At 68.2% G+C, this 18133-nt stretch carries 11 protein-coding genes; 2 read left to right on the forward strand and 9 right to left on the reverse strand.

What is annotated here, in order from left to right; genetic code table 11:
• Positions 1-136: 136 nt before the first annotated feature.
• The 5 genes from ACIBJB_RS09530 to ngcE form a co-directional block, all read right to left on the reverse strand.
• Positions 137-1228 (reverse strand): sugar ABC transporter substrate-binding protein, encoded by a 1092-nt coding sequence (locus tag ACIBJB_RS09530; protein ID WP_398928439.1) that lies wholly within the window; start codon positions 1226-1228, stop codon positions 137-139.
• 133 nt (positions 1229-1361) lie between these two features.
• Entirely contained in the window at positions 1362-2561 is a 1200-nt protein-coding gene (locus tag ACIBJB_RS09535) for an ROK family protein (RefSeq protein WP_398928239.1), read from the reverse strand.
• Positions 2562-2754: 193 nt separating this feature from the next.
• Positions 2755-3678 (reverse strand): carbohydrate ABC transporter permease, encoded by a 924-nt coding sequence (locus ACIBJB_RS09540; RefSeq protein ID WP_398928241.1) that lies wholly within the window; start codon positions 3676-3678, stop codon positions 2755-2757.
• Between the two features lie 4 nt (positions 3679-3682).
• Positions 3683-4609: a carbohydrate ABC transporter permease gene (locus tag ACIBJB_RS09545; protein ID WP_398928243.1), complete on the reverse strand. Its 927-nt coding sequence runs from the start codon at positions 4607-4609 to the stop codon at positions 3683-3685.
• Between the two features lie 16 nt (positions 4610-4625).
• Positions 4626-6086 (reverse strand): N-acetylglucosamine/diacetylchitobiose ABC transporter substrate-binding protein, encoded by a 1461-nt coding sequence (gene ngcE / locus ACIBJB_RS09550; RefSeq protein ID WP_398928245.1) that lies wholly within the window; start codon positions 6084-6086, stop codon positions 4626-4628.
• Between the two features lie 408 nt (positions 6087-6494).
• On the opposite strand from ngcE, the gene ACIBJB_RS09555 reads away from it, so the two are divergent.
• Together ACIBJB_RS09555 and ACIBJB_RS09560 are read left to right on the forward strand one after the other, a co-directional pair.
• Positions 6495-10223 carry a GH92 family glycosyl hydrolase gene (locus ACIBJB_RS09555; protein ID WP_398928442.1) on the forward strand — a complete coding sequence of 1243 codons (3729 nt, stop codon included), beginning with the start codon at positions 6495-6497 and terminating at the stop codon, positions 10221-10223.
• A gap of 20 nt (positions 10224-10243) precedes the next feature.
• Positions 10244-12190 (forward strand): alpha-glucuronidase, encoded by a 1947-nt coding sequence (locus ACIBJB_RS09560; RefSeq protein WP_398928247.1) that lies wholly within the window; start codon positions 10244-10246, stop codon positions 12188-12190.
• On the opposite strand, the gene ACIBJB_RS09565 is transcribed toward ACIBJB_RS09560, so the two are convergent.
• From ACIBJB_RS09565 to ACIBJB_RS09580, 4 genes are read right to left on the reverse strand one after another with little or no spacing between them, the layout of a single operon-like run.
• A complete protein-coding gene (locus ACIBJB_RS09565) occupies positions 12184-14193 on the reverse strand; it encodes a beta-galactosidase (RefSeq protein WP_398928249.1) in 2010 nt (669 codons plus the stop codon). The two genes, ACIBJB_RS09560 and ACIBJB_RS09565, sit on opposite strands and share 7 nt — an antisense overlap.
• Positions 14190-14906: a hypothetical protein gene (locus ACIBJB_RS09570; protein ID WP_398928444.1), complete on the reverse strand. Its 717-nt coding sequence runs from the start codon at positions 14904-14906 to the stop codon at positions 14190-14192. The genes ACIBJB_RS09565 and ACIBJB_RS09570 overlap by 4 nt, the downstream gene beginning before the upstream one ends.
• Positions 14907-14947: 41 nt before the next feature.
• Entirely contained in the window at positions 14948-16459 is a 1512-nt protein-coding gene (locus tag ACIBJB_RS09575; RefSeq protein WP_398928446.1) for a xylan 1,4-beta-xylosidase, read from the reverse strand.
• Entirely contained in the window at positions 16459-18114 is a 1656-nt protein-coding gene (locus ACIBJB_RS09580; RefSeq protein WP_398928251.1) for an extracellular solute-binding protein, read from the reverse strand. The genes ACIBJB_RS09575 and ACIBJB_RS09580 overlap by 1 nt, the downstream gene beginning before the upstream one ends.
• Positions 18115-18133 lie beyond the last annotated feature (19 nt).

The raw sequence follows: 18133 nt of genomic DNA on the forward strand, positions 1-18133 counted from the left end.
ACGGCTGCGTCCGCCATGCTTCCGTCCGGCGCCCGGCCCGCAGCGGGGTATGAAGGCGGTACGGGCGCCGGACAGGCTCTGTGCCTGCCTGTCGGGGCGGGTCCGTCGAAGGACTCGCCCCGGGGCTCGGCGGCTCTTACTGGAGGCCGGCCTTCTTGCAGGCGGCCGCGTAGTCCGCCGTGCAGATCTGCGCGACGGTGTAGAGACCGTCCTTGACGACGGTGTCCTTGATGTTCTTCACGGTCACCGAGACCGGCGTCAGCAGCTTGGCCTGCACCTTGTCGCCGGAGCCGCTGGTCACCGTGGTGTCGGCCAGGGACTTGATGTCCTTGCCCTGGAGCAGGTTGACCGCGAGCTCGGCGGCGTTGTCGGCCTCCGGCTTGTAGGCCTTGTAGACCGTGGCGGACTGGGTGCCGGCGACGATCCGCTGGATGGCCGCGAGCTCGGCGTCCTGACCGGTCAGCGGGATGGTGCTGATGCCCGCGCCCTTGAGGGTGTTGGCGATACCACCGGCCATGCCGTCGTTGGCGGCGTAGACGCCCGCGATGTTCTTGGCACCCAGCTGGGTGATGGCCGCGGACACCTTCTGCGCGGCGACGGTGTCCTTCCACAGGCCGGACTGCTCGTAGGCGATCTTGACCTTGCCGTCGAGGACCTTGTGCGCGCCTTCCTTGAACTGCGCGGCGTTCGGGTCGGCGTCGTCACCGTTGATCATGACGACGTTCGCCTTGGGCGTCGCCTTGGAGCCGAGAGCGTCGAGCAGGGCCTGACCCTGGAGCTCGCCGACCTTGACGTTGTCGAAGGAGACGTACGCGGAGACCGGGCCCTGGGCCAGACGGTCGTAGGCGACGACCTTGACGCCCTTGCTCACCGCGGAGGCGATGGAGGACTTGATGGCGGCCGAGTCCTGCGCCGAGACCACGATCACCTTGACGCCCTTGGTGACCATGCTGCTCATCTGCTGGGCCTGCTTGGCCGGGTCGGCCGCGGCGTTGGCGTAGGAGACGGTGCAGTCGCTGCACAGCTCCTTGACCTTGGCCACGAAGTACGGCTTGTCGAACTTCTCGTACCGCGCCGTGACGTTGTCGGGCAGGAGCAGGCCGATCGACTTGCCGCCCGAGCCCGAGCTGCTGCTGTCACTGCCGTTGTCGTCGTCGCCGGCCTTGCCGCAAGCGGCGGCCGAGACGGCGAGCGCCGAGATCGCTACGGATACGGCCACACGACGCATGAGCGTGTTCACTTTTGAAACCTCCCTGACGAGGCCGCGTCGTTGCGGCCGAGGTGGCTGGAAGTCAACTCGGCCGCACGTGCGACGTCAAGAAGTAAATACTTAACGAGATGGCAACGGCGTCCTGCGTTCTCTAAGTGAAGGCAGGTGCCGCTGCGTGCAGCGTGCTGTCCAAAAGGGTCGAATCACCCATCTCGCTGAGGGCGAGGGCGAGTGCTCCGAGCACCTCCGCGCGACCTCCGAGTGCCCCGGGAAGCACGCTCAGCTGGCGTGCCGCACTGGGGATCGCATAGCGGCCGACGGACTCCCTGATCGGCCCGAGCACCAGCTCACCGGCCTCGGCGAGATCACCACCGAGGACGACTCGGCTCGGGTTCAGCAAGTTGCAGAGATTGGCGACTCCACTGCCGATGTGTCGGCCGACGTCGGCGATCACCCGACGGCAGCCAGGATCTCCGTCCCGTGCGAGTCGAACAACGCCCTCCATGGTGAGATCGGTGCCGTGGCTGGACTGGAGCAGCGGGAGCACATAGCGCGCGGCCGTGAAGGTCTCCAGGCAGCCGCGGTTGCCGCAACGGCAGACGGGGCCGGACTCATCAAGAGTAATATGCCCGATTTCTCCTGCTGTGCCACCCGGGCCCCGGTAGATCTTGCCGCTGATGACCAGTCCGGCACCCACACCGCTCGCGACCTTGATGTACGCCAGGTCCCGCACCCCCCGGCCACTGCCCCAGACCAGCTCACCGAGGGCGCCCAGGTTGGCGTCGTTGTCGACGTGCACGGGCACGCCCAGGCGCCCCTGGAGCTCCTCGGCGGGCTTGGTGCCGATCCAGCCCGGCAGGATGGCGGAGGAGCCCAGGGAGCCGGACTCCAGGTCGATGGGGCCGGGCACGCCGAGGCCCACCCCGGCGATCTTCGAACGGTCCACGCCCGTCGCCTCGATCAGCCGGTTGACCAGCTGTTCCGCCCGGTCGAAGCCCTGGGTCGAGGAGGCGTCCACGTCCAGCGGCTCGGACTCCTCGGCCAGCACCTGATGGGCGAGGTTCCCGATCGCGACGCGCAGATGGGTGTGCCCGAAGTCCACTCCTATGACGATGCCGGCGTCCCCGCTCAGGGAGACCGCGCGGGCCCGCCTGCCACCCGCCGATGTGGGCGTGACCTCGACGGTCCCGCCGTCCTTGAGCTCGCGGACGATATTGGAGACGGTCGCGGCGGACAGTCCCGTGGTGCGTGCGATCTCCGCCTGAGTGAGCGACCCGGCCAGCCGGACGGCACGTACGACCCGCTCCAGGTTGGCTCGGTGCAGTGACGACTGCGACCCCGGAGTCTCCACGACGACCTCCTGCGCGCGGGACCGCAGCGATGAGGCCCCGTCTATGTCCAACTAGTGAACTCTAAGCTGAGCCGTTAGGGTCGCCTCCCGTCAAGAGGTTGAACAGTATCCGCGTTCCTGCCCATGCCGAGGGGGCGCCGCCCGTTCAAGATCCGGATCTTGAAGGGGTGACGCCCGTGCGGGCGGCCGGGGTCTACTTCAGGGCGCCCGCCGTCAGCCCGGCCACCACCTGTCGCTGGAAGACGATGTAGGCCACGAGGACCGGGATCATCGCCATCACCAGACCGGCGAACAGGCCCGACCAGTCGCCCTTGTAGCCCTGGCTGGCCGCGAGTTGGACCAGCCCCTGGGTCAGCACCCGTTTGTCCGGGTCGGTGTTGAGCACCGTCGGCAGCATGTACTGGTTCCACTGGCCCAGGAAGTTGAAGATGCCCACGCTGATCAGGCCCGGCTTGGCCATCGGCAGCATGATCTGGAAGAAGGTCCTGGAGTGCGAGGCCCCGTCCACGAAGGCCGCTTCCGCCACCGAGGTCGGCAACGTGCGGAAGAACGCGGTCAGGAAGAAGACCGTGAACGGCAGTGAGTAGGCGATGTAGACCAGGATCAGCCCGTGGATCGTGTTCAGCAGGCCCATGTTGTTCACGACGTAGAACAGCGGGACCAGCGCCAGCATGATCGGGAAGCTCATGCCGCCGATGAACAGGAAGTAGATGAAACGGTTGCCCGGGAAATCGAACCGGGCCAGCACATAGGCCGCCATCGAGCCGAGCACCAGGGTGCCGATGAGCGAACCCGCCACCACCAGAACGGTGTTGAGGAAGTAGTCGCTCATGTTGGCGTCGGTCCAGGCCCGCGACCAGTTGTCGAAGTGCAGCTTGTCCGGCAGCGCCCAGGGCGAGTTGAAGATGGAGCTGTCGTCCTTGAAGGACGTCATCACCGCCCACAGCAGCGGCATCACGACCATGAACGCCCACAGGATGAGCATCCCGTGCGAGAAGACGTTGAGAACGCCGCCCTCCTTCTTCTCCTTTCGGGCCGGGCCGCCTCGGGTGTCGGTCTTGGCGACGGGAGTACCGGACTCGGCCGGTACGGGGGCAGGGGTGTCGGTCGTCTTCATCGGATCAGTACTCCAGCCGCTCGCGCCGGCCCAGCCGCATCACCAGGGCGGCGAACGCCAGCGTGACGACGAGCAGGGCGACGCCGATGGTGGTGGCATAGGCGGCCTGTCCGTCACGGAACGCCTTCTGGTACACGTACAGGACCATGACGGTGGTCGAGTAGTCGGGGCCGCCGGGCCCGGTCGTCATGATCTGTACGACCGCGAACGACTCGGCGCCGAGGGCCAGGATGCCCATGTAGACCCAGCCCGACTGCACGGTGTCCCACAACAGCGGCAGGGTGATCCGGAAGAACGTGCTGGCCCGCCCCGCCCCGTCGAGCAGCGCGGCCTCGTACAGGTCCGCCGGGATGGAGGCCATACCGGCGCTGAACAGGACCACGAAGAAGCCGACCGTGGACCACACGAGGACCGCCATGACGGCCCACAGGGCGAGGTCCGGGTCGCCCAGCCACAACGGCTGGACGCTGCCGAGCCCGATTCCGCGCAGGATCGAGTTGATGGCACCGCTGTCCGGGTTGTACGCGAAGGCGAACAGCAGGGCGACGATCGCGATCGAGAGGACCTGCGGGAAGAAATACACGATCTTGTAGAAGGAGGAGCCCCGGACACCGGTGACGACCGGGCCTCCCCTTCTCTTCCGTCCGCCGACATTGATCATGAAGGAGAAGAACAGCGCCAGGCTGATCGTCACCAGCGGCAGCACGAGCGCGAAGATCAAGCTGTGCTGCAAGGACTTCCAGAAGATCTCGTCGTCCAGCATCCTCCGGTAATTGTCCAGGCCGACCATCTTGAATTCGGGGCTCAGGCCGGTCCAGTCCGTGAACGAGTAGTAGATGGACTGGATGAACGGCCAGACCACGAATAGCGCGTACAGTCCCAGGGGCAGCGCCAGAAACCCCACGATGAACCGGTACTTGCCGTGCTGCATCGCCGCTCCGTTGCCGTTACTGGTGCTTGTAGTGCTTGATCGACGAGTCCTTCGCGGCCGCGTCGGCGAAGCCCTGGATCTTCTTGATGGCCTCCGCCGGAGTGAGCCGCCCGGCCATCATCTCGCCGAGGCCCGCCACACCGATCTGCTCCTTCTGGAGCTGGACGTACCAGTCCTGCAGACGCGGGTTCACCACGTTGTCGCCGGCCTTCTCCAGCGCGGCCACACCGGACTTGAGGCCCGGGGTGAGGCTGATGCCCTCGGTGCCGCCGTTGTAGGCGGTCAGCGACTTGACCTTGGACGTGAAGTTCTTCGAGGACGCCTCGCTGAGCATGATGCGCAGCTGCTCCATGCCGCCCGCGGTGTTCTTCGCCTTGGCCGGGACGATGAAGGGCTCACCGCCGGAGGCCCAGATGGTGCCGAAGGGCATCTTGTCGGAGGAGTCGATACCGGTCGGCGCGGAGACCGCGAGGTCGAAGTCCTTGGGGATGACGTTGGCCGACTCGTTCTCCACCCAGGAGCCGTTCGGGATGAACAGCGCCTTGCCCTGGGCCCAGGCGGTCTGCGACTGGATGTGGTCGAGGCCCGGGGTGCCCTTGAGGATGTAACCCTTCTTGTAGAGCTCGTAGTAGGCGTCGAAACACGCCTTGACCGCCGGGTTCTTCCAGGCGTTCGGCTCCAGGTTGTCGATGGCGTCGAGGACCTCGACACCGCCGACCTTGGCGATCATCGGGTAGAGCGAGAAGGGGATGTAGTACGGGTACTTGCCCGCGTACGTCCACCCCGCGATGCCCTGCTTCTTGGCTTTCGCGCACACCGCGAGCATCTGGTCCCAGGTCTCCGGGTACTGCTCGTCGAGCGAGTCGAGGGCCTTCTGGGAGTACCAGACGCCGTAGACCGTGTAGGCGTAGTACATGATCCACACCGGGTCGCCGTCGAACTGGCCCATCTCGACGATGCCGGGGCGCAGCGTGTCGCGGACCTTCTTGCTCGGGTCGTCGTAGGACGGGGCGTCCAGGAGCGGGGTGAGGTCGGCGAGCTGGTTCTTGCCGACCAGGACGCCCATGTCCATCTGCTCCGCGCCGGAGTTGTCGATGAGGTCCGGCGGGGTGCCCTGGTTGAAGCGGGGCTGGAGCGTGGACTGGATCTTCTGGGTGGCGGAGAACTTCACCGTGGCCTTGGGGAAGTTCTTCTCGTAGATCTTCACGGCGTCCTCGGCGTACTCCTTGCCGAAGCCGCCGTCGAACAGGACGAACTCCATCTGGGCGGTGTCGTTGACGGCCAGGGGGTTCTTCGCGGTCTTCTTGCCCGCCTTGGCCTTGTCGCCGCTGTCGTCGCCGCCGCTGCTGGCGCACGCGGACAGAAAACTCATCGTCGGGACGGAGATCAGACCGAGTGCGGCCGACCGCTTGATCAGATCGCGGCGGCCTACACCCGCGCTGCCGTTGTTGCTGTTCTCGGCGGAAGTGGATCCCATGCTCAAGTCCTCGCCTTCTCCAGGACTCAGGCGGTGAACCGGATCCTCCCCGGCACCGCGGTCAGGTCAAGCAGGTTCGTACAAGAGGGGTGAATCGCCGACAGGTATAGTCCACTTCCGGTCGGCGGAGCAAGATCGAACGCAATGTTGGTCTTGGGTGTTCTCTAGTTGAGACCTCGCGGAAATATGAGCGCACTGTGCGAAGCTTGCCGGAAAAATCCGCGACATACGCCCCGAATGCCACAGCCAACCCCCTTGACATCCCTGTTCACTTGGACCACTACTGATCCTTGCACGGATTGTGTGACAACGTTGTCCGTCCTTGTGCAGGGAGGGTACTCGCCGATGGCTCGGTACAGAACTCGGCTCAGACGTAGTACGGCGGTCGTGATCACGGCCGCCTTTTGCGTGACCGTGGGCTCGCAGGGCGCGGCGGTCGCCCTGCCCGAGGCCCCGGCCCCGGCGGACCGGGGGTTCACCTCCTCTTTCGAGGCCGGCGAACCGGCACCCGACTGGACCAGCAGCGTCGACGGCGGCAGGGCTTCCGGCGTCGACGGCGGCTACAGCACCGGCATCCCGGGCAATGTCACCGACCAGGTCACGGCCGTCCGGGCGAGCGCCGAGAACACCGGCGGCGGCGAGGTGAAGGAGAACCTCGTCGACGGCGAGCCCGGCACCAAGTGGCTGGCCTTCGAGTCCACCGGCTGGGCCGAGTTCGACCTGGCCAAGCCGCTCAAGGTGGTCACCTACGCGCTGACCTCGGCCAACGACTTCGCCGAGCGGGATCCCCGGGACTGGACGCTGAAGGGCTCGACGGACGGCAAGGACTGGAAGACCCTCGACACACGCTCCGGTGAGTCGTTCGACGAACGGTTCCGGACAAAGTCGTACGACATCGCGGATCCGGCCGAATACCAGCACTTCCGGCTCGAGATCACGAAGAACAACGGCGCCGACGGCATCCTCCAGCTGGCCGATGTGCAGCTGTCCACGGGCGGTGGCGAGGGGCCGGTGCCGCCGGACATGCTCTCGCTGGTCGACCGCGGTCCGAGCGGATCGCCCACCGCGAAGGCGGGCGCCGGGTTCACCGGAAAGAGAGCCCTGCGCTACGCCGGACGGCACATCGCGGACGGGCGGGCGTACTCGTCCAACAAGGTCTTCGACGTGAACGTGGCGGTGGATCCGCTGACCCGGCTGTCGTACCGGATCTTCCCGTCGATGGCGGACGGCGACCGGGACTACGACGCGACGAACGTCTCCGTGGACCTGGCCTTCACCGACGGCACCTACCTGAGCGAGCTCGGGGCGCGTGACCAGCACGGATTCGCGCTGTCGCCCCAGGGGCAAGGCGCCGCCAAGGTGCTCTACGTCAACCAGTGGAACAACGTGGTCTCGCGGATCGGGTCGGTCGCGGCCGGGAAGACCGTCGACCGGATCCTCGTCGCCTACGACTCCCCGAGCGGACCGGCGAAGTTCCGGGGCTGGCTGGACGACGTGACGCTGGAGCGGGCCGCGCCGGAGAAGCCGAAGGCGCATCTGTCGGACTACGCGCTCACCACCCGCGGCACCAATTCCAGCGGCGGCTTCTCGCGCGGCAACGACTTCCCGGCGACGGCCGTGCCGCACGGCTTCAACTTCTGGACGCCGGTGACCAACGCGTCCTCGCTGAGCTGGCTCTATGACTACGCCCGCGCGAACAACGCGGACAATCTGCCGACGATCCAGGCGTTCAGCGCGAGCCACGAGCCGAGTCCGTGGATGGGCGACCGGCAGACCTTCCAGGTGATGCCGTCGGCCGCCCCGGGCACCCCGGACACCGGCCGTGAGGCGCGGGAACTGCCGTTCCGGCACGAGAACGAGACCGCGCGGCCGTACTCCTACGGGGTGCGGTTCGAGAACGGGCTGAAGGCGGAGATGACGCCGACCGATCACGCGGCGGCCCTGCGCTTCACCTACCCGGGCGACGACGCGAGCGTGCTCTTCGACAACGTGACGGACCAGGCGGGACTGACACTCGACAAGGACGCCGGGGTGATCACGGGCTACTCGGACGTGAAGTCCGGCCTGTCCACCGGGGCGACCCGGCTCTTCGTGTACGGCGTCTTCGACAAGCCGGTGAAGGACGGTTCCGCCGCCGGGGTCAAGGGCTATCTGCGCTTCGACGCCGGTGCGGACCGAACCGTCACGCTGCGGCTCGCGACCTCGCTCATCAGCCTCGACCAGGCGAAGGACAACCTGCGCCAGGAGATCCCGGACGGCACCTCCTTCGAGACGGTCCGGGACCGGGCCCGGGGGCAGTGGGACCGGCTGCTCGGCAAGGTCGAGGTGGAGGGCGCCACGCAGGACCAGCTGACCACGCTGTACTCCAGCCTGTACCGGCTGTACCTGTACCCCAACTCGGGCTTCGAGAAGGTCGGTTCGGCGTACCAGTACGCCTCGCCGTTCTCCCCGATGCCGGGCCCGGACACCCCGACGCACACCGGCGCGAAGATCGTGGACGGCAAGGTGTACGTCAACAACGGCTTCTGGGACACCTATCGGACCACGTGGCCGGCGTACTCACTTCTGACGCCCTCTCAGGCGGGCGAGATGGTCGACGGGTTCGTGCAGCAGTACAAGGACGGCGGCTGGACCTCGCGCTGGTCCTCCCCCGGGTATGCGGACCTGATGACCGGCACCTCGTCGGACGTGGCCTTCGCGGACGCCTATGTGAAGGGCGTCGACTTCGACGCGAAGTCGGCGTACGACGCGGCCCTGAAGAACGCGACCGTCGTGCCCCCGTCGTCCGGCGTGGGCCGCAAGGGCATGGCGACCTCGCCCTTCCTCGGCTACACCAGCACCGACACCCACGAGGGCCTGTCCTGGGCGCTGGAGGGCTACCTCAACGACTACGGCATCGCGCGGATGGGACAGGCGCTCTACGCGAAGACCGGCGAGAAGCGCTACAAGGAGGAGTCGGAGTACTTCCTCAACCGGGCCCGCGACTACGTGAACCTCTTCGACTCGAAAGCGGGCTTCTTCCAGGGCCGGGATGCCGACGGCAACTGGCGTGTGGGGTCGTCGAGTTACGACCCGCGCGTGTGGGGCTACGACTACACCGAGACCAACGGCTGGGGCTACGCCTTCACCGCCCCGCAGGACAGCCGGGGCCTCGCCAACCTGTACGGCGGCCGCTCCGGGCTCGCGGAGAAGCTGGACGAGTACTTCGCGACACCCGAGACGGCCTCACCGGACTTCGTCGGCTCCTACGGCGGTGTCATCCACGAGATGACGGAGGCGCGGGACGTCCGGATGGGCATGTACGGGCACTCCAACCAGGTCGCCCACCACGTCACCTACATGTACGACGCAGCCGGTCAGCCGTGGAAGACGCAGCGCAACGTCCGTGAGGTGCTGTCCCGGTTGTACGTCGGCAGCGAGATCGGTCAGGGCTATCACGGTGACGAGGACAACGGCGAGCAGTCGGCCTGGTACCTGTTCTCGGCGCTGGGCTTCTACCCGTTGGTGATGGGCAGCGGCGAATACGCGGTCGGCTCACCCCTGTTCACCAAGGCGACGGTCCATCTGGAGAACGGTCGGGACCTGGTGGTCAGGGCGCCCAAGAACAGTGCGCGGAACGTGTATGTGCAGGGACTGAAGGTCAACGGCCGTGCGTGGACGTCGACTTCACTGCCGCACTCCCTGCTGGCCCGCGGTGGTGTCCTGGACTTCGACATGGGTTCCCGTCCATCGAAGTGGGGCACGGGGAAGAACGCGGCTCCGGCGTCGATCACCCAGGACGACGAGGTGCCCACGCCGCGTGCGGACGTGCTCGTCGGTGACGGGGCGCTGTTCGACAACACCTCGGCGACGGACGCGGCCGTGACCTCGGTGGATCTGCCGGTGTCCCAGCAGGTCAAGGGCGCCCAGTACACGGTGACGTCGTCCTCGGACCACACGAAGGCGCCGAGCGGCTGGATCCTCCAGGGCTCGGACGACGGGACCACGTGGAAGACCCTGGACCGGCGGTCCGGGGAGTCGTTCGCATGGGACCGGCAGACACGGGCGTTCACCGTGAGGTCTCCGGGTACGTACGGGAAGTACCGTCTGGTGCTCGACGGCGAGGCGGTGGTGTCCGAAGTCGAACTGCTCGCCTGAGCAGCAGCGTTGGGGGTCTCATGCAGGGTGTCGATCCGGCCTGGCTGCCGGACGGGGCGTTCCGGCCGATCGGCACCCGGCGGACACTGATCCGCGGCACGGGTCCACTCGTGGACACGGTGTACGGGGAGGTGGCGGAGGCCTGCGAGCGGTACGGAGGGAGCGTCTCTCGGGAACCCGGCTCGTACGATCTGGTGTTGGAGCTGGAGGGTGACGACGGCTCCGAGGGGTTCGTGTACGGACGCCGTGACGGCTGTACGACCGTCACGGCGTCCGGCGCGCGCGGGTTGTTGTACGGGTTCTTCCACGTCGTACGGCTCGGGGAGGCGGCGTTCCAGGGCCAGGCTCAACTTCACGAGAATCGGCCCTTGTTGGCACTGCGCATGCTCGATCACTGGGACAACGTGGTCGTGCATCCGGTCATGGGGCAGGTGGAGCGCGGGTACGCCGGCGGGTCACTGTTCTGGGAGGACGGGCGGGCGCGTGGGGACCTGGAGCGGGTGCGGGCCTACGGCAGGCTGCTGGCGGCCTGCGGGATCAACGCCGTGGCCGTCAACAACGTCAACGTGCACGCGACCGAGGCACGGCTGCTGACCGATCGGATCGGTGAAGTGGCGGACCTCGCCGACGCGTTGCGGCCGTACGGTGTCCGGACGCATCTGTCGGTCACCTTCGCCGCGCCGGTCGTGCTGGGCGGGTTGGCGAGCGCGGATCCGCTGGACGAGTCGGTGCGGGCGTGGTGGGCCGAGGCGACCACCCGGGTGTACACGGCGATCCCCGACTTCGGCGGGTTCGTGGTGAAGGCCGACTCCGAGGGACAGCCGGGCCCGTTCGCGTACGGGCGCAGTCACGCGGACGGCGCGAACATGCTCGCCGCCGCGCTCGCGCCGCACGGCGGTACGGTCCACTGGCGGGCCTTCGTCTACGACCATCACCAGGACTGGCGGGACCGCTCGACGGACCGGGCACGGGCCGCGTACGACCATTTCGTGCCGCTGGACGGGGAGTTCGCCGACAACGCCGTCCTCCAGGTCAAGCACGGGCCGATGGACTTCCAGGTGCGGGAGCCGGTCTCCCCGCTGATCGGGGCGATGCCCGGCACCCGGCTGGCCGTGGAGCTGCAGGCGACACAGGAGTACACCGGGCAGCAGCGGCATGTGTGCTGGCTGGGGCCGATGTGGAGCGAGGTGCTGCGGTTCGGCATCGACGGGGAGTCCTCGGTGGGCGCGCTGGCGCGTGGCGGGCTCGTCGCCGTGGCTAACGCCGGGGACGACCCGTTCTGGACGGGGCATCCGCTGGCTCAGGCGAACCTGTACACCTTCGGCCGGCTGGCCTGGGATCCGGATGCCGACCCGCAGCACGTCCTGGACGAGTGGATCCGGCTCACCTTCGGGCGGCCCGGGCCCGCACTCGCGGCGGGTCTGCGCTCGATTCTGGACGGCTCGTGGCGTACGTACGAGAAGTACACCGCTCCCCTCGGCGTGGGGTTCATGGTCCAGCCGGGGCACCACTACGGGCCGAGCGTCGACGGCTACGAGTACAGCCCCTGGGGCACCTATCACTTCGCCGACCGTGACGGCGTGGGTGTCGACCGGAGCGTGGCGAGCGGGACCGGGTACGCGGGGCAGTACGCGAAACCCTGGGCCGACGTGTACGAATCGCCGCTCTCATGCCCGGACGAGCTGTTGCTGTTCTTCCACCACGTGTCGTACGGGCACATGCTGCGCAGCGGCAAGACGGTGATCCAGCACATCTACGACACGCACTTCGAGGGCGTGGCGGAGGTCGAGGCGGCCCGGGAGCGGTGGGCCTCGCTGGTGGACCTCGTGGACCCGGAGCGCCACGCACGGGTGGCGGAGCGGTTCGAGGAGCAGCTCCGCAGCGCCCGCGAGTGGCGCGATCAGGTCAACAGCTACTTCTTCCGGAAGTCGGGGGTGCCGGACGAGCGGGGGCGGACGATCTACTGAGCACGGAGTACGGCGACGCCCAGCGGGTCGAGGGTGAGAGGGTCGCCCGCCTCCATCTTCTTGCCGCTGAGCAGGTCGGTCGCGGTGGTGTGGGCCGTCAGGTCGGCCGGCTGTGCCGCGTGGTTGAGGAGGAAGAGCAGGCGGGTGCCGTCGGGGGCGACCCGGGCGGCGGTCTCCAGGCCCTCGTGGTCGGCGTACGGGCCGATGAGGCCGTGGCGGGACAGGACGCGGCGGACCACCTGGTCGACGCCCGGCTGGTCGAGCGCGGTGGCCACGTACCAGCCCTCGCCCCGCCCGTAGGTGTTGCGGGTGACGGCGGGGGTTCCCGCGTAGAAGTCGGAGCCGTAGGTGGCAACAGTCTCGGCGCCCCGTGGCTGCACGATCTCGAAGACGAGCCGTCCTTCTGACGCGAGTTCCGGGATCGGCTGGGCGAACTCCGCCTGGCGGGCGTCCCATTCGTCGATCCGGATGCCCATGAGCGGGGCGAGCGGCCCGGGGACGTCGGTGAGGAAGGCCCGGCCGTGTGCGTCGACGCGGCCGGAGAGGAAGGTGGCCAGGACCGTGCCGCCGCGTTCCGCCACCGCTTCGAGGCGGGCGGCGAGGTCGCCCTTGACCATGTGCAGGGCGGGGGCGAGGACCACGTCGTACGGGGTGAGGTCGGCGGTGTGCGGGACGACGTCCACGTCGGCGCCGGCCTCACGGGCGGCCCGGTAGTAGGCGTGGACCACCTCCTGGTACTTCACCAGCCGCGAGGGGCCGTCGGAGATCTCCAGGGCCCACCAGCTGTCCCAGTCGAAGAGCAGGGCGGTGCGGGCGGGCGTGCGGGCGCCGAGGGTCGCGTCGCCGAGCGTCTCCAACTCCGCCCCCAGGGCGGCCACTTCCCGGAACACCCGGGTGTCGTCGCGGCCCGCGTGGCCGATGACCGCCCCGTGGTACTTCTCGCAGGCGCCGCGGGAGGCGCGCATCTGGAAGTAGAGGGCCGCGTCGGCGCCGTGGGCGATGGCCTGGAAGGTGGCCAGGCGCAACTCCCCTGGTCTGCACAGTGGGTTGACGTCGCGGCAGGCCGTCGTGGACGGGGTCTGCTCCATGAGCCAGAAGGGGGCGCCGTCCTTGAGGCCGCGCATCAGGTCGTGGGCCAGGGCGGGCCAGGTCGGCGGGGCGTCCAGGGGCGGGTAGCTGTCCCAGGACGCGAAGTCGAGGTGGGGTGCCCAGCGGTGGTAGTCGAGGGGGCGAAACATGCCCATGAAGTTGGTCGTGACGGGGGTGACCGGATCATGGGTGCGGATCACCTCCTTCTCGGCGAGGAAGCAGCCGAGCAGCGCGTCGGTGGTGAAGCGGAAGTAGTCGAGCGTGATGCCCTGGAAGGCGGTGTGGTCCGGGCCCCGCCAGTGCTCGGTGAGGGCGTTGGGCGGCTCGATCTCCTCGAAGGAGGTGTAGCGGTGCGACCAGAACGTCGTCCACCAGGCGTCATTGAGGGCGTCGAGGGTGACGTACTTGGTCCGCAGCCAGTCGCGGAACGCGCCGGCACACAGGTCGCAGTAACAGACGCCGCCGTACTCGTTGTTGATGTGCCAGGCGAGCAGCGCCGGGTGCTCCGCGTACCGTTCGGCGAGCCGTGCCGCCATCGCGGTCGCGAGTCGGCGGTACGCAGGTGCGCTGGGGCAGAAGTTGTGGCGCTGGCCGTAGCGGTGGCGGCGGCCCTCGAAGTCGGTGCGGTTGACCTCGGGGTACGCCTTGCCCAGCCAGGGCGGCAGGGCTGCCGTACCCGTGGCCAGACAGACCTGTCGGCCCTCGGCCGCCGCCCGGTCGAGGACGCGGTCGAGGATGGTGAAGTCGTAGGTGTCCTCGGCGGGTTGGGTGAGCGACCAGGAGAAGACGCCCACGGTGAGGGTGTCGATGCCGGCCCGGGTGAACAGCCGGTGGTCCGCGTCCCAGAACTCCTGCGGCCACTGCTCGGGGTTGTAGTCGCCGCCGTAGGGGATCTTGGAGTTCGACGGGCTCATGCGGTGAAGTCCTCCTGGGTCTCGGCGATCACCGGACGGCTGCTGTGCAGCAGGGACAGCAGCAGCGGGGCGGCCAGCAGCGCGGGCAGTGCCTCGGTGAGTACGGCGGTCCCGGCGGCGGTCAGGACGAGCAGCGAGGCGGCGCCGAGGGTGGCGCTGCGGTGCCGGAACAGGAAGTGGCCTGCGAGGCGTGCGGTGTCCCTCGCCCGGAAGGTGAACAGGGCGGTGAGGACCAGCGCGTGCGCGCCCCAGAGCAGGGAGCCGGCGCCGATCGCCGCGAGCAGCACCGCCCACCAGCCGGGCAGGCCGGTGGCGGTGAAGTGGGTCAGCGTGAAGGCGATGACGGTGAGCCAGGCCAGCAGGGGTGCCCACAGCTTCAGGGCGGGGACGGCGTTGAGGCGCCAGCCGCGCCAGTAGGCACGGGCCGGGTGGAGCTCGGTGAGGTCGCGGTCGCGGTGCTGGAGGGCGTACAGGGCGGCGGCCGTCGCCGGGCCGAGGGGCAGCAGGCACACGGCGGCGAGGGGGAGGTTGGCGGGGGCGGGGCCCAGCAGGAACAGACCCGCAAGGCCCGGGAAGGCGGCGACGAGGAGCAGGGCCTCCACGATGACGAGGGTGTGGACGAGGGCGGCGGCGCGGGAGAGGGAACCGGTGCCGAAGGAGGGAGCGGCGGAGGTGGCGCGGGGGTTGACTCCGGGCCCGGGGTCGCGTCGCACTCGGCTCGCTCCGCTCACCGCGGTCACTCCCCTGACCCCGCTCACTGCGGTCCCGTCCCCAGCAGTCGGCGCTCGTCCCACCACTCCGGTGCCTCCTCCACGACCGGGGCCACCTCCACGAGGGTGATCTCGTGGCGGGCCAGCGTCAGGTCCAGTACGGCCCGGTCGTCCTCCACCGGCAGCCGCAGGTGCTGCCGGCCGGGCTCGGCGGCCTCGTGGAGTACGTCGAGCTGGTGCGGGCCGGGTGAGCGCGGGCTGCCCATCCGCTGCCAGGCGGTGCGGGCGTTGCCGTGCTCCTCGTCCACCACGGACCGCCGTACGAACGCCTCCCGCGCGCCCCGCACCGGCACGGACAGGCGCAGCCTGTGCCCGGACGGCCCGGGGGTCTGCCCGCTCGCGTCGACCGGCGCCCAGGCGAGGACGGTCACCCGGCCGTCGGGGTGCCGGGTGACCAGGTGGTCGGCGCCCCGGGTGAGGAGGTCGGGGCCCATGCGAGCCATGAAGGCGTACAGGTGGTACGTCGGCTTCTTCACCTGGCGGTGGGTGAGCAGACCGAATCCACCGTGGAAGAGAGCCGTGGGGGGCCCTTCCTCCTCGAACATGTCGCTGAAGGTCCAGTACGAGAAGGAGTCGACGTGGTCGCCGCCGCGTGCGAGGACCGGCGCCAGGTACGCCGCGTGGAAGGCGGAGTCGTGGACCGGGTTGTCGGGGCGGTAGGAGGAGTTGAACTCCGTGATGTGGACCGGGAGTCCGACGAGTCGGGTGCCCTTCAGACGCTCGCGGGGCGTGGCGAACTGGTCCAGCAGGTCCTGGGCGGGTGCCAGGGTCTGGTGGGTGCCGAAGGGGACGTGCTGGGCGGGGCCCGAGGTGTAGGCGTGCTTCGACACGAAGTCCACCGGGACATCGCGCTGTGCGGCGAACTCCGCGAAGCGGTCCAGCCACTCGTCCGCGGCCGGTGAGATCGCGGGGCCGCCGACCTGGAGATCCGCGTCCACGTCCTTCACCACGCCCGCCGTCACCTCGTAGAGGCGGTGGTACGCCTTCTCGTCCGCGCCCTGCCAGAAGTCGGACAGATTGGGCTCGTTCCACACCTCGATGGGCCAGGTGCGCACCTCGGCGAGGCCGTATCGGTCGATGAGGTGCCTGAGGGTCGCCCGGACCAGTTCGGCCCACTCCTTCTCGGACCGGGGCGGGGTGACGTTCCCGTGCCACCAGAACACGGTCTGCTCCCCCGACGCCAACTCCGCGGGCATGAAGCCGAGTTCGAGGAAAGGCCGGATGCCGAGCTCCAGGTAGGCGTCGACGACCTGGTCGACGTAGGTGAAGGAGTGCCGGACGCGGCGGGTGCCCTGCCACTCATAGGGCCGGTACACGCCCATGCCGTCGCTCAGCAGTCCGTGTCCCCGGATGTACCGGAAGCCGATCTCGCGCTGGAGCAGCTTCAGGGAGTCCTGGTAGTCGCGGCGCAGGGCGAGTTCGATCCGGCCGGTGCCGACGCAGTGCCGCCAGGCGTCGGACAGGGGGCCGGACGGCTCGGTGGGGACGCGGAAGATCACCCGTTCTCCTTCTTGAACCGGTCGTGCGCCTTGTTGTGCAGGTCGACGAGTTGCTGCATGTTCTTCGCCTTCAACTCGGCGACGAACGCGTCCCATTCGGACATCGGGCGCTTGCCGAGCACGAATTGCAGGGTGTTCTGGATGGCGTGGTCCTTGAGCGGGGTGTCCCAGAGGGTCGCCTGTTCCTGCTCGAAGGACTGCAGGGGGTGGGCCGGGTCGACGGGCAGTTCCTTGCGCCGGGACATGACGTCCTGGAACTTCTTCTCGTCCGGGCCGAAGTTGGAGGACACCAGCTCCCAGCTGCCGCCGTAGGTGAACACGCCGTTGAAGAAGCCGTAGTCCTTCTGGAGGTCCTTCGGGGCGTCCGGGTCGGAGCCCATCAGTGAGATCCCGGGCTTCAGCGTGTACGTGCCGCCGGACTCGGTGTAGGTGACGCCCTCCACGCCCCACTTGCAGAACTTCTGGCCCTCGTCGGAGTACCAGAGCCAGTCCACGAACTGCATCATCGCGACGAAGTCGGCGCTCTTGAGGGCCTTGCTGGGGATCATGACGCCGTTCTCCAGCCGGATGCCGCTCAGCAGGATCGGACCGGCCGGACCGAGGGGCACCGGAACCATCTCGATCTTCGAGCCCTTGACCTGTTTGCCCAGGTTGTAGCGGTAGTTCTGCACCAGCTCCTGCGGGTTGGCGCTGATCACATAGGACTTCTCGGCCAGCAGCTTCTGTACGGCCTGGTCGTCCTGCTGGGTGAAGCTCTCGGGGTCGAGCAGCTTCTCGGCGACGATCTTTCTCAGGTACTCGATCATCTGCCGGTAGGCGTCCTGGGCCGCGGTGAAGACGAACTTCTGCGCCTTGGTGTCGAAGCTGATGTTGTCGTACGTCCATCCCGCCTTGACGCCGTACGCCTGGCCGAGGTAGCTGAACAACGCGCCGCACGGGAACGGGGTGTTGGTGCTCCAGCGGTCGGTCCAGGGGTATTTGTCGGGGTACTCCGCCTTGAGCGCCTTGAGGACGTCGTACACCTCGTCCCAGGTCGTCGGCAGGGTCAGTCCGTGCTTGTCGAGGATGTCGGTGCGGAAGGACAGCGAGTAGCCGGCCTTGGGCCGCTCGTGCAGGCCGGGCAGCAGGTAGTACTTGCCGTCGGACTGGCGGATGGAGTCGAGCTCGGGCTCGAGCCTCCACTTCCTCACCTTGTCGCGGAAGTTGGGCATCAGGTGGACGTACTCGCTGACCGGGAGGATCGCGCCGGAGGACACGAACGCCACCTCCGCGGGGTGGTACGTCTTCGGGATCAGGAAGGGTGCGTCACCCGCGCCGATGAGGACGCTGCGCTTCTTCTCGTAGTCGGCCAGCGGGACGTCGAGGGGTTTGATCGTGATGCCGGTGCGCTGGGTGACCTCCTTCCAGAACAGCCAGTTGTTCTTGAGGGGGTAGACCGGGTTGTCGTTGTGCAGCATGGAGAAGGACAGCGCCTTGGTCGCCTTGAACTGCTGGCCGGCCCGGTACTCCTTCATCGCGCCGTTCTGCTTCTTGGAAAGGTCCTTGGAGTCGCCTCCGTCCTCACCGCCGCCGCAGCCGGTGAGGGTGGCGAGGCCGACAAAGCCTGCGGCGGCCAGGATCTGACGCCGTGACAGCTGTCCGGTGTTCTCCACGGATACTCCCTTGTTCCGT

Source organism: Streptomyces sp. NPDC050759, assembly GCF_044456945.1.
Taxonomy (GTDB): domain Bacteria; phylum Actinomycetota; class Actinomycetes; order Streptomycetales; family Streptomycetaceae; genus Streptomyces.

Bases quoted from the DNA above. Each gene is read 5' to 3' on its own strand.
- ngcE (WP_398928245.1), bottom strand. From the start codon at position 6,086: ATGGGATCCACTTCCGCCGAGAACAGCAACAACGGCAGCGCGGGTGTA.
- ACIBJB_RS09545 (WP_398928243.1), bottom strand. From the start codon at position 4,609: ATGCAGCACGGCAAGTACCGGTTCATCGTGGGGTTTCTGGCGCTGCCC.
- ACIBJB_RS09530 (WP_398928439.1), bottom strand. From the start codon at position 1,228: ATGCGTCGTGTGGCCGTATCCGTAGCGATCTCGGCGCTCGCCGTCTCG.
- ACIBJB_RS09540 (WP_398928241.1), bottom strand. From the start codon at position 3,678: ATGAAGACGACCGACACCCCTGCCCCCGTACCGGCCGAGTCCGGTACT.
- ACIBJB_RS09560 (WP_398928247.1), top strand. From the start codon at position 10,244: ATGCAGGGTGTCGATCCGGCCTGGCTGCCGGACGGGGCGTTCCGGCCG.
- ACIBJB_RS09565 (WP_398928249.1), bottom strand. From the start codon at position 14,193: ATGAGCCCGTCGAACTCCAAGATCCCCTACGGCGGCGACTACAACCCC.